The 12588-nt window shown below is 68.3% G+C and carries 7 protein-coding genes; 3 read left to right on the top strand and 4 right to left on the bottom strand.

Annotation, left to right across the window (positions count from 1 at the left end; all coding sequences use genetic code 11):
• Positions 1-121: 121 nt before the first annotated feature.
• The gene (locus J2Y42_RS18405) at positions 122-1576 is read right to left on the bottom strand and encodes an NCS2 family permease (protein WP_309861607.1); all 1455 of its coding nucleotides are present in this window, start codon (positions 1574-1576) and stop codon (positions 122-124) included.
• A 108-nt stretch (positions 1577-1684) separates the two neighbouring features.
• Between J2Y42_RS18405 and J2Y42_RS18400 the strand changes: the two genes are divergently transcribed.
• From J2Y42_RS18400 to J2Y42_RS18390, 3 genes are all read left to right on the top strand, one after another.
• On the top strand, positions 1685-2962 hold the full coding sequence (locus tag J2Y42_RS18400) for a uracil-xanthine permease family protein (RefSeq protein ID WP_018190427.1): 1278 nt from the start codon (positions 1685-1687) through the stop codon (positions 2960-2962).
• Positions 2963-3086: 124 nt separating this feature from the next.
• Positions 3087-5567, top strand: coding sequence for a MucBP domain-containing protein (locus J2Y42_RS18395; RefSeq protein WP_309861603.1), 2481 nt, complete (start codon positions 3087-3089; stop codon positions 5565-5567).
• A 158-nt stretch (positions 5568-5725) separates the two neighbouring features.
• Positions 5726-8200 carry a MucBP domain-containing protein gene (locus J2Y42_RS18390; RefSeq protein ID WP_309861600.1) on the top strand — a complete coding sequence of 825 codons (2475 nt, stop codon included), beginning with the start codon at positions 5726-5728 and terminating at the stop codon, positions 8198-8200.
• Positions 8201-8226: 26 nt separating this feature from the next.
• On the opposite strand, the gene J2Y42_RS18385 is transcribed toward J2Y42_RS18390, so the two are convergent.
• The 3 genes from J2Y42_RS18385 to J2Y42_RS18375 all read right to left on the bottom strand — a co-directional run bounded on the left by J2Y42_RS18385 (position 8227) and on the right by J2Y42_RS18375 (position 12518).
• Positions 8227-8559 (bottom strand): peptidase, encoded by a 333-nt coding sequence (locus tag J2Y42_RS18385; RefSeq protein ID WP_309861597.1) that lies wholly within the window; start codon positions 8557-8559, stop codon positions 8227-8229.
• Positions 8556-9770, bottom strand: a complete 1215-nt coding sequence (locus J2Y42_RS18380; protein WP_309861594.1) for an anion permease — start codon at positions 9768-9770, stop codon at positions 8556-8558. Before J2Y42_RS18380 ends, J2Y42_RS18385 begins: the two co-directional genes overlap by 4 nt.
• A gap of 144 nt (positions 9771-9914) precedes the next feature.
• Complete coding sequence (locus tag J2Y42_RS18375; protein WP_309861591.1) at positions 9915-12518, bottom strand: DUF3516 domain-containing protein; 2604 nt, start codon at positions 12516-12518, stop codon at positions 9915-9917.
• Positions 12519-12588 lie beyond the last annotated feature (70 nt).

The following is a 12588-nucleotide window of genomic DNA, read 5'->3' as shown; positions in this document are numbered from 1 at the left end:
CCGCGCCCCCCGGCCGCTCTCTGCCCCACCCCCCCCTACCCCCCCTCACCCCCCCCCACTCTGCGCCCGTTCTGCGCTATCGGGCGCCCCCAAACCCCCCCCCCCCCACGAATCGGTGAGGTCAGACCTGCCCGAGCAGCCCCTCGATCGGACCGCGCGCGAAGTAGATGAGGAAGCCGGCGGCGACGATCCAGAGCAGCGGGCTGATCTCGCGGGCCTTGCCGGCGAGCGAGCGGATGAGAACCCAGCTGATGAAGCCGACCCCGATCCCGTTGGCGATCGAGTACGTGAGCGGCATGACGATGATCGTCAGGAACACCGGGAGCACCACCGAGAACTCGGTGAAGTCGATGTGCTTGATCTGCACCACCATCAAGGCACCCACGACGACGAGCGCGGCGGCGGCCACCTCGAGCGGCACCACCTGGGTCAGCGGGGTGAAGAACATAGCGAGCAGGAAGAGTGCGCCGGTGATGACGCTGGCGAAGCCGGTCTTCGCTCCCTCGCCGATGCCGGAGGCCGACTCGACGAACACCGTGTTCGACGACGACGAGGTGCCGCCGCCGACGATCGCGCCGACACCCTCCACGATGAGCGCGGGCTGGAGGCGCGGGAAGGTGCCGTCCTCGTTCGCCAGACCCGCGCTGCGCGCCAGGCCGGTCATCGAGCCCATGGCGTCGAAGAAGTTCGTGAACACGAGCGTGAAGATGAGCATGATCGCGGCGAGCGCGCCGATCCGGCCGAACGCGCCGAACAGATCCACCTGGCCGACGAGGCTCAGGTCGGGCAGCGAGACGAGCGAGGTCGGCAGCTGCGGGACCGTCAGGTTCCAGCCGGCCGGGTTCTTGCCCATCGACGGGCCGACGTGCCAGATGGCCTCCGCGATGATCGCGACGACCGTCGCGGCGACGATGCCGACCAGCAGCGCGCCCTTCACCTTGCGCGCCATCAGCACGCCCATGATGACGAGCGCGATGAGGAAGGTGATGGTCGGCAGAGTCGCGATGGATCCGGCCTCACCGAGCTGGACGGGCGGCGACGAGAGCGTGGTGGTGCGGACGAACCCGCTGTCGACGAAACCGATGAACGCGATGAAGAGGCCGATGCCGACCGTGATCGCGGTCTTCAGCGGTGCCGGGACGGCGTTGAAGATGAGCTTCCGCAGCCCGGTCGCCGAGAGCAGCACGATGATCACGCCGTTGATGACGACGAGACCCATCGCCTCCTGCCAGGTGAGGATCTTGACCACGTTGACGGCGAGGAACGAGTTGATGCCGAGCCCGGCGGCGAACGCGAACGGCAGGCGCGCGATCAGGCCGAACAGGACGGTCATCACGCCAGCGCTCAAAGCCGTGACGGCGGCGACCTGGGTCGTGCCCAGGGTGTGGCCCACGACATCCTTCGTCCCGCCCAGGATGAGCGGGTTCAGGATGACGATGTACGCCATGGTGACGAAGGTGAGGACGCCGCCGCGCACCTCCGTGCCCCACGTCGTGCCGCGGGCGCTGATCTCGAAGAAGCGGTCGAAGCGCCCCTTGGCCGTGGTGGGCGCGCTGGTCGAAGCGGAAATGGTCAACTCCCGTAGGATCGGTGGGCGGTGGCCCGGCGAAGACTCAGGTTCGTCGAGTATGCGCGAATGCGCAGCACCAAGCCTATTCCGACTCGAGACCTCTGAAGGACACGCATGGCACTGCCCTGGACGCTGCACGGTGACGGCAAGAAGGTGGGCGCGCACGAGATCGTGCTCCCCGGCGAACGGCTGACCTGGCCGCGCACGATCGGCCTCGGCGCCCAGCACGTCGTCGCCATGTTCGGCGCGACGTTCCTGGTGCCGCTGCTCACCGGCTTCCCGCCCGCGACGACCCTGCTGTTCTCGGGCGTCGGGACGCTGCTCTTCCTTGTCATCACCGGCAACCGGCTGCCCAGCTACCTGGGCTCGTCGTTCGCGTTCATCGTCCCGATCGTGGCGGCGACCAAAGCCGACGGGATGCCGTCCGCCCTGTTCGGGATCGTCGTCACCGGAGTCCTGCTGGCCGTCGTCGGCCTGATCGTCATCGCGACCGGGACCGGGTGGATCGACGGGCTCATGCCGCCGGTGGTGGCGGGTGCGATCGTCGCCCTGATCGGTTTCAACCTGGCTCCCGCAGCGAAGAACAACTTCGTCCAGGCTCCCGTCACGGCCCTGGTGACGCTGGCGGCGGTCATCCTCTGCACCGTCCTCTTCCGCGGGATGCTCGGCCGGCTCTCGATCTTCCTCGGCGTCGCCGTCGGGTACGTGTTCGCGGTGATCGTCGGCCAGGTGAACTTCGACGCCGTCGCCAAGGCCCCGTGGATCGGCTTCCCGCAGTTCACCCTTCCCGCCAACCCGTTCGTCTCCCCCGCGGCGACCTGGGGCATCCTGCCCGCGTTCCTCCCCGTCGTGCTCGTACTGATCGCCGAGAACGTCGGGCACATCCGCGGTGTCGCGCAGCTCACCGACCCCTCGGTCAACCGGCTGACCGGCCGGGCGCTCTTCGCGGACGGCGTCGCCACCACCATCGCCGGCTTCTTCGGCGGCTCGGGGACGACGACCTACGGCGAGAACATCGGCGTGATGGCGGCGACGCGCGTCTACTCCACCGCGGCCTACTGGGTCGCCGGAATCGTCGCCGTGCTGCTGGGGCTCTCCCCCAAGGTCGGCGCCGTCATCAACACCATCCCCGCGGGCGTGCTCGGCGGTGTGACCACCGCGCTGTACGGCCTGATCGGCATCATCGGCGTGAAGATCTGGCTCGACAACAAGGTCGACTTCTCCAAGCCGGTCAACCAGTTCACGGCGGCGACGGCCCTCATCATCGGTGTCGGCGACTTCACGCTGAACCTCGGCCAGCTGACCTTCAACGGGATCGCGCTGGGCGCCATCGCGGCGATCGTCGTCTATCACGTGATGGCGTCGATCGCACGGCTGCGCGGGACGGACTGACGCTCCGGCCGGGCTGAGTCCGCCTCCGTCACAATGCGGGTATTCGCGCGTCTCTAGGGGTGGGCGCGCTCTTCAGGTGCGCCTGCGTCGCCGATGGGCGACGCCTCCGCCAGCAGAGAGCACCATGACCCGAATCCATCGTTCCCTCCGACGCGCCGCGCTCGCGACCGTCATCACCACCGGCGTCCTCGCCGGCGCCGCGGCGGTCCCGCTCGGCGCCGCCGCGCCGGCGAGCGCCGCAACCTCCAGCCCGGTCGCGGCCGCCGACATCATCAGCCGGGCAATCGACCAGGCGAAGAAGCAGGGCGCCGCCCGCGACTACACGGCGCCGATCAGCAAACCGAACTGGAAGGTGCTGTTCGTCGCGTTCACCGACGTGAACTACCCCGATGGCGCTCCTCGTCAGACGCTCGACGCGAACGCCAGGACCTACACGCAGACAGTGGTGAATCAGTTCGTCGACACGCTGCAGACCAGGGTGGGGGTGCAGGTCACGCCGACGCTGAAATGGCACGATCAGCCGTTCACCAATCCCAGCGCCGACAGGATGGTGCGCGGAAAGGACATCGCCGACCTTCTCAAGCAGTGGTCCGGGGCGGCCGAGTACGACTCCATCATGGTGTTGCAAGGCGGGAACGCGATGGGCGGGTTCACCCGTGCGTACTACTACAGCGACACCGAGTCACAGGGCGCCGGATACTCGTGGGCTTCGATCAATACTCCGACGGGGGCGCCCGGGTACCCCGGCGCAACCTCCACGGTCGAATACAGCACGAACAAGCTCGTGCATGAGTTCGCGCACCAGATGGAGTTCAACAGCGTCGGATTCCCCATGCCCGCTCTGCACAACGCGTCGGAATACGGATACGTCGCCGACCCCAGGACCGAGTGGTACGGCTTCTACATCGACTACCTCACCGGCAAGGTGAAGGTGAATGGCGCTCCCCAGGGTATGTACCCGAAGATGTGGCAGGTCAGCCAGCGCTTTCTCCACCGTCCCGCGATGGCGACGGTGCACCTGCAGGATGAGGCGGGCCGAACCGTCGCGCCGGACATCAACACCTTCGGTGTCGGCGGGGACGCCTACTCGATCAAGGCACCGATGGTCAACGGCTACAAGAGCGTGTCCGTGAAGTCGGGCAGCGCCCCGGCCGACGGACAGTTCACCACCGGCACCAACACCGAGATCACCCTGGTCTACTCGACCACCCCGACGAAGGTCGCCTTCGTGGGCGGGCAGGAAGTCGACCTCAACTACAACCAGGCGGCCACGCCGGGCGGGGTGTACTTCCACGGCTACACCTACCGCTCGGCAGCCCCCGTGACCGGTTACACCTATACCGACCAGATCGTCGGCAACGACGGCGCCCGACGCGTCGACAGCCTTCCCGGCGTCTCCGTCACCTTCGGAGCCAACGGGGTCGCCGGCGTCACGAAGGACGGCAATCAATACGTCCTGCGCAAGAAGTCCGACACCCTCGTCGAGATCTCCGTCGAGCTGAAGACACCCAGCACGACGTTCACCATCTACAACACGGGCTACGGAAACGTCGCACCGACGGCTCGGGTTCAGCAGATGTTCGACCTGCTCGACATCACTCCGAAGCTGACCGGCCTGAAGGAGCCGCTCACCACCGAGCCGCGCGGACACACGAACATCACGTGGGGCGCCTACAGGGTCAAGGCCATCTTCGTCGGCGGCGAGACGAACGACATCACGCGCGCCAGCACGCGTGGCCAGGGAGAGACGTTCAACGAGTCCTTCGTCTACCGCACGGGCATCCCGGTCAGCGGCTACACGTACACCGACCGGCTCACCGCGTCCGACGGGGTCAAGCGCCTCGACTCCTTCGGCGGCCAGCCCATCACGTTCACCGCCGCGGGCACCGCATCCTTCGTCTGGTCCGGCCGTGCCGTCACGGTGGTGAAGAAATCCGACACCCTCGCCGAGATCTCGGTCACGCTCGCAACCCCGTCCAGCACCTTCGTCGTCACCGGAATGGACTCCGTCAACAGCGCGCCGACGGGCCGCGGCACCCGCACGCTCGAGCTCGTGAGCGTGATCTCCGGCTTCGACAACACGAAGGATGTTCAGACCGCGCCCAAGGCGATCTCCACCGTGACGTGGGCGACCAAGGTGACGTTCCTCGGCGGTGAGACGACCGATCTGACGCAGACCAAGGTGCTGCCTGTGAACACGGCGCACTCCGGCAACTGGACGTACCGCGCGTCCGCGCCGGTCACCGGGTTCACGTACTCGGACCAGATCGACAGCGCTCAGAACGCGCGCCGGGCGGACTCCTTCGCCGGCATCCCGCTGACCTGGAACGCCGCGGGCGTCGCGACCGTGACGAAGGACGGCAACACGTACACCGTCGTCCGGAAGTCCGACACGCGGGTCGAGGTGTCGGTGAAGCTCGGAACCCCGAGCACGACGTTCATCGCCTGGGACGCCGGGTACGTCAACACGGCGGCGTTCGGCACGCTAAAGCAGACCACGGACCTGCTCGACGTCACGCCGCAGCAGACGGGTGCGAAGGAGGCTCAGACGACCGAGGCGAAGGGTCATCTGAACTTCACCTGGGGCGCCGGCCAGGTCGGCTGACCATCGGCCACACGGGCTGGAGGATCCGGACGGATCCTCCAGCCCTTCGGCGTGCCCGCGTCACGAATGCGGATAACGCACGTCTTGCAGGGTGAAGGCCTCCACACCCGGCGGCCCGGAAGCCGCGGGCGCGGCTCCACCTTCGAACAGAGAGCACCATGGCCCGATCTCCTCGATCCCTCAGGCAGGCCGCGGTCGCGACCGCCGTCACGGCCGGCATCCTCCTCGGGGCCACCGCGGTCCCGTTGGGCACCGTTGCTCCCGCGAGTGCCGCCTCCACCCCGATGGCGCCGTCGGAGATCGTCAGCCGCGCGGTCGACCAGGCGAAGAAGCAGGGGGCCGCGCGGGACTACACGGCACCGCTTTCCAAGCCGACCTGGAAGTTCCTGTTCGTCGGGGTCTCGGACGTCACCTTCCCGGGCGACCCCACTCGTCACATCGTCACGGCCGACGAGAAGAAGTACACGCAGTATGTGGTCGATCAGTTCGTGTACCTGCTCTCGAGCCGGGCCGGGGTGCAGGCGACCGCGACCGTGAAGTGGATCGACGAACCCTACGACGGGAAGGACTCAAATCGACGCCTGCACGAGTGGGAGTTCGCGGACCGCTTCGCGGAATGGTCCGCTCCGGCCGAGTACGACTCGATCATGCTGATGTCCAAAGGCGGAAACGGCGGGGTCACCATGCCCGCGTACTACAACGACACCACGACCAGGGGAGCCGGATTCGAGTACTTCACGATCCGCCCGCGAACCGGGGCTCCCACGGATGTCGCTCCGACGAACGACATCGAGCAGAGCACGAACTACGCCCTGCACGAACTCGGGCACCAGCTGAGCTTCAGCCGGAAGGGCTTCCCCTTTCCCGACCTGCACAACGCGTCGGCGTACGGATACGCCGTCGACCCGAGGAACGAGTGGGCCGCCTTCTACCTCGACTACCTCAGCGGCAACGTGAACGCGGACGGCATCTCCATGGGAGCCTTCCCGAAGATGTGGTCGGTCAGCCCGCGGTTCCTGCACCGGCCCGCGATGGCCACCGTGCATTTCCAGGACGAGGGAGGCCGGCCCATCGCTCCCGACGTCGACACCTTCGGCGTGGGAGGCGACCCACTGACCGTCACGGCTCCGGTGATCGACGGCTATCGGAGCGTCGCCCCGAAGGCGACGAAGGCCGCGCCGGAGACCACCTTCACCACCGGGACGACCACGGACATCACGCTGGTCTACTCCCCCGGCCCTACGAAGGTCGCCTTCGTGGGCGGAGAGACCTTCGACCTGACCCAGAGCAGGACCCTGAATCCTGGGACCGTCATCTGGAGCCCCTTCACCTACCGCGCCGCCGCCCCCGTCACGGGCTTCACCTACACCGACCAGATCGTCGGCATCGACGGCGCGCGCCGCGTCGACAGCCTCCCCGGTGCGTCACTGCGCTGGGACACCTCGGGAACCGCGGTGGTCACCGACGGCGGAAACACCTACACGGCGACGAAGAAGTCCAGCACGCTGGTCGAGGTGGCCGTGCAGCTGGGGACCCCCAGCACGACATTCGTGGTCCGGAACCTCGGCTATGCCAGCTCCGCCTCAGCGGGTCGTGTGCACCAGAGATTCGATCTGCTCGACATCACCCCCCAGCTCACCGGGGTCAAGGAGGAGGTGACGACCGAACCGCACGGGCACGTGCAGCTCACCTGGGGTGACTACACTCTCGGCGCGACCTTCTCCGGGGGCGAGACGACCGACATCAACCGCGTCGACCGGCGAGCGCCTGGCGAGCAGTTCTTCGCCCGCTACGGATACCGGACCGCCTTCCCGGTCACCGCGTTCACGTACCTGGACCGGCTCGCCGAGGTGGACGGCGTCCGTCGCGTCGACCTGTTCGACGGCCAGCCGGTCACCTGGACCGCGAGCGGCTCGGCGACCGTGAACTGGCTGGGGAACGCCGTCACGCTGACGAGGAAGAGCGACACCCTGGTCGAGGTCCGGATGACGCTCAAAGCACCATCCACCACCCTCGTCGTGCCTGGGATGGGCTACACGAACAGCGCGCCGACGGGTCGGGCCAAGCGGAGCGTCGAGTTCGTCGACGTGACGTCCGAGTTGACGGGCCGGAAGGACGCGCAGCCCCGGGCGCCGAAGGGCAACAACACCGTGACCTGGGGCGACCACAGGACGACGGTCGCCTTCTCCGGAGGCCAGACCGTCGACCTGTTCAAGAACACGACCGTCGCCCCCGGCAAGATCTACTGGAACGGCTACACCTATCGCGCGGCGGTCCCGATCATCGCCTTCACGTACACGGACAGCATCGTCTCGATCAGCGGAGCACGCCGCTGCGACAGCCTCCGCGGCGTCGCACTGAACTGGGATGCCGCCGGCATCGCCACCGTCACGAAGGACGGCAACACCTACACCGCTGTGCGGAAGTCCGACACGCTCGTCGAGATCTCCGTCCGGCTCGGAACCCCGAGCACCACGTTCACCCTCCAGGACGTCGGATACGGCAACGTCGCGCCCCTCGGCCACGTGGAGCAGACGTACGACCTCCTCGACGTCACCCCGGAGCTGACCGGAGTGAAAGAGGCCATCACGTCGGAGCCGCACGGACACATGACCCTCACCTGGAAGGGCTGATCCTCAGCCAGAAGGGCTGACCGCCGTTACTGGTGGAAGAACGGGATGATCAGGTACAGCCCGTACAGAACGGCCAGCGCGCAACCGGTGAAGCACGCGTACGCGCCCGTCAGCGCGAGCCGCTTCTGCCCCGTGCTCAGCGGGTTCTTCCGCTGCGCCTTCTCGGCCTTGCGCTGCAGCTTCGCCGCACGCTCCGGAGTCAGGACGGTGATCGCGTCGGTGAACTCCACCGGTTCGACGAACAGCGCGCGGCCGGCCGCGGCCAGCAGGCGCGTCCCGAGCGCGTAGAGGGCTACGACGACGCAGGAGCCGAGCAGCGCTGCGCCGAAGACGACGAGAAAGGACGCCCAGTCGATCATGCGGACTCCCTCCTGCGCCGCTCCTTCTTGAGTGGCTTCACCTTCTCGATCTTGACGACCTTGCCGGACGCCGCGACCTCGCTCCTGCCCTGAACCGGCAGCGGCTTGACCGCGTTCTCGCTGCTGACGCGGTTGCGACGCGCGCGCCAGAAGATGTAGACGACCACCGCGGTGCCGACCACGGTGTCGATCACGACGCCGATCGGTCCGAGGTTGGCCAGCAACCCGGCCACGGCACCGACGATGGCGGCCGACGGCAGCGTCAGCAGCCAGCCGATGGCGATCCGGCCCGCGGTGCCCCAGCGCACGGACGACCCGCGCCGGCCGAGGCCGGAGCCGATCACCGAGCCCGAGGCGACCTGCGTGGTCGACAGGGCGAAACCGAGGTGGCTGGACGCGAGGATGGTGGCCGCCGTGCTCGTCTCCGCCGCGAATCCCTGCGCCGGCTTCACCTCGGTGAGACCGCGGCCGAGGGTGCGGATGATGCGCCAGCCACCCGAGTACGTGCCGATCGCGATGGCGAGCGCACACGCGATGACGACCCAGCCCTCCGGCCCGGAACCAGCCTCCTGGAAGCCCGCAGAGATGAGCGTCAGGGTGATGACGCCCATGGTCTTCTGGGCGTCGTTGGTGCCGTGCGAGAGGGCGACGAGCGAGGACGAGAAGATCTGCCCGTACCGGAAGCCGCCGCGACCGTCGGGGCGACCGTCGTAGCGCCGGGTGATCCAATACGCCAGCTTGGTCGCGCTCCAGGCGACGACACCCGCCGTGAACGGGGCGATGATGGCCGGGAGGATGACCTTGTCGAGCACCACGACGAAGTCGACCGATTGGAGGCCGGCGCCGACGATCGCGGCCCCGATGAGGCCACCGAACAGCGCGTGGCTGGATGACGACGGCAGGCCGTACAGCCAGGTGATCATGTTCCAGACGATCGCGCCGACGAGTCCGGCGAAGATGAGCACCGGCGTGATCTGCACGCCGCCGTCACCCTCCTTGATGATGCCGCCGGAGATGGTCTTGGCGACCTCCGTGGAGAGGAAGGCTCCGATGAGGTTGAGCACGGCGGCGAGGGCCACGGCGACCTTCGGCCGCATGGCGCCTGTCGCGATGGGGGTCGCCATCGCGTTGGCCGTGTCGTGGAAGCCGTTCGTGAAGTCGAAGAAGAGCGCCAGCGCGATGACCAGCACGACGATGAGGGTGAGGTCCACCGTTCTCTTTCTCGTGTGGGATGCCTCCCCCGACGCAAACATTCATCGGAGGTTCATGCAAGGGACCTGGCGCGTTACGACACCGTGACGATACTCACACGACGCCTCAGTCAGGTCAAACCCGCCGCGACCCCGTTCGCGGGGCTAGAGCCGGCCGACCCCCGTGACCCGGATCACCGCGACGCCCTCGCGTGCGGAGTCGTCGAGGAGGACGTCCGCGGTGATGCCCCAGTCGTGGTCGCCCTCGGGGTCGGCGATGATCTGGCGCACCCGCCAGATCCCCTCTGCTCCGTCGGGCTTCTCGTCCACGAGGATCAGCTGCGCCGAGCGCGCGGAGGCGTCGGTGAGGATCTCGTCGTGCTCGGCGTAGTAGCCCTCCAGAGCCGCATCCCATTGCGCTTCCGTGAAGGGCGCGGCTCCCCCGGCGAGCGCGGCCGCTTCGGCCTCCAGCGCGCCGAGATCGTGGACGCGGTCGAGGGCGGCGAGCTGGACCCGGCGGAACAGCTCGTTGCGCACCAGCACGAAGAAGGCGCGCCGGTTGGTGGTGACGTTCCGCGGTGCGGGAGGGGCCAGCTCCGTGGACTCGGCGGCGTGCTTGGCGGCATCCGGGTGCACCAGTTCCTCCCACTCGTCGAGGAGGCTGGAGTCGACCTGGCGCACCAGCTCGCCCAGCCACTCGATGATGTCGCGCAGGTCCTCCGTGCGCGCCTCCAGCGGGACCGTCTGGTTGAGCGCGCGGTAGGCGTCGGAGAGGTAGCGGAGCACCACGCCCTCCGACCTCGCCAGCTTGTAGAACGCGATGAACTCGCCGAACGTCATCGCCCGCTCGTAGAGGTCGCGCACGACCGACTTCGGGCTGAGCGCGAAGTCGGCCACCCACGGCTGGCTGGACGCGTAGGTGGCGAACGCCTCGTGCAGTAGCACGTCGTGGGGCTTGGGATGCGTCACCTCCTCGAGCGCCTCCATGCGCTCCTCGTACTCCACGCCGTCGGCCTTCATCGCGGCGACGGCCTCGCCGCGCGCCTGGAACTGCTGGGCGGAGAGCACCGGCCGCGGGTCGTCGAGCGTCGCCTCCACGACCGAGACGATGTCGAGCGCGTACGACGGCGACTCCCGGTCGAAGAGTTCGAAGGCGGCGAGCGCGAACGGCGAGAGCGGCTGGTTGAGGGCGAAGTTGGGCTGCAGGTCGACCGTGAGCCGGATCTCGACGCCCTCACCCGTGCGGACCGACTCGACCACGCCGGCGGTCAGCAGCGAGCGGTACAGCTCGATCGCGCGCCGGGCGAGGGCGAGCTGGCGCTTCCACGGCTCGTGGTTGTCGAAGACGAGCGCGCGCACGTGCCCGTAGACGTCGCCGCCGCGGCCGATCACGTTGATGAGCATGGCGCTGGTGATCTGCATGGACGACGTGAGCGTCTCCGGCTCCGCCTCGATCAGACGCCGGAACGACGGCTCGCCCCACGAGACGAAGCCCTCCGGAGCCTTCTTGCGGACGATCTTGCGGCGCTTCTTCGGGTCGTCCCCGGCTTTCTCCAGCGCCTTCAGGTTCTCGGACTCGTGCTCGGGCGCCTGGGCGACGACGGTGCCGGCGGTGTCGTATCCCGCCCGTCCCGCGCGCCCGGCGATCTGGTGGAACTCGCGGGCGTTCAGCTGCCGCATCCGTGTGCCGTCGAACTTGGTGAGCGCCGTGAGGAGCACAGTCCGGATGGGCACGTTGATGCCGACGCCGAGGGTGTCCGTGCCGCAGATGACGCGCAGCATCCCGCGCTGGGCGAGCTGCTCGACGAGCCGGCGGTACTTGGGCAGCATCCCCGCGTGGTGCACGCCGATGCCCTGCCGCAGCAGACGGGACAGCGTCTTGCCGAAGCTCGTCGTGAAGCGGAACCCCCCGATCAGCTCGGCGATCGCATCCCGCTGCTCCCGGGTGGCGATCTTGGCGCTGGAGAGGGACTGCGCCCGCTCGAGCGCCGCCAGCTGCGAGAAGTGCACGACGTAGACGGGCGCCTGACCGGTGCTCAGCAGGTCTTCGATCGTCTCATGGACGGGCGTGACCTCGTAGTAGTAGTGCAGAGGAACAGGCCGCTCGACCCCCGTCACGGTCGCGGTGGTCCGCCCTGTGCGGCGCTCCAGGTCCTCCGCGAGGGCGGTCACATCGCCGAGGGTCGCCGACATCAGCACGAACTGGGTGTGCGGGAGGGTCAGCAGTGGAACCTGCCAGGCCCAGCCGCGGTCGGGGTCGGAGTAGAAGTGGAACTCGTCCATGACGACCTGCCCGACGGGCGTCTCGTCCCCGTGGCGGAGGGCCAGGTTCGCCAGGATCTCCGCCGTCGCGCACATGATCGGCGCATCCGGGTTCACCGCCGAGTCGCCGGTCGTCATGCCGACGTTCTCGGCCCCGAAGATGTCGGCGAGCGCGAAGAACTTCTCCGAGACCAGCGCCTTGATCGGCGCGGTGTAATACGTGCGTTCTCCGCGGGCGAGCGCGGCGAAGTGGGCGCCGACCGCCACCAGCGACTTGCCGGTGCCTGTGGGTGTGCTCAGGATGAGATTGGCGCCGCCGACGACCTCGATCACCGACTCGTCTTGGGCCGGGTACAGCCGGATGCCGCCCTCCTCCACCCAGGCGACGAACGTGTCGTACACGGCGTCCTCGGTGACCGAGCCGGGGCCGGCCCAGCCGGGGATGTCCTCGAGGCGGAGTCGCCGGGGGCTCTGGGGCGCGGCGGAGGACGGCGAGGCATCGGACATGATGCCCCCAGCCTCCCACGTCGCGGCGGCCGCGCGTGGCGCGGCGGACCCGCTCGTGGCGCGCGCCCAG

This window comes from Leifsonia sp. 1010, from assembly GCF_031455295.1.
GTDB lineage: Bacteria > Actinomycetota > Actinomycetes > Actinomycetales > Microbacteriaceae > Leifsonia.
Note: the sequence above shows the minus strand (reverse complement) of the source record. Positions and strands in the feature narration are given on the sequence as shown.

Bases quoted from the DNA above. Each gene is read 5' to 3' on its own strand.
- J2Y42_RS18395 (WP_309861603.1), top strand. From the start codon at position 3,087: ATGACCCGAATCCATCGTTCCCTCCGACGCGCCGCGCTCGCGACCGTC.
- J2Y42_RS18390 (WP_309861600.1), top strand. From the start codon at position 5,726: ATGGCCCGATCTCCTCGATCCCTCAGGCAGGCCGCGGTCGCGACCGCC.
- J2Y42_RS18400 (WP_018190427.1), top strand. From the start codon at position 1,685: ATGGCACTGCCCTGGACGCTGCACGGTGACGGCAAGAAGGTGGGCGCG.
- J2Y42_RS18385 (WP_309861597.1), bottom strand. From the start codon at position 8,559: ATGATCGACTGGGCGTCCTTTCTCGTCGTCTTCGGCGCAGCGCTGCTC.
- J2Y42_RS18375 (WP_309861591.1), bottom strand. From the start codon at position 12,518: ATGTCCGATGCCTCGCCGTCCTCCGCCGCGCCCCAGAGCCCCCGGCGA.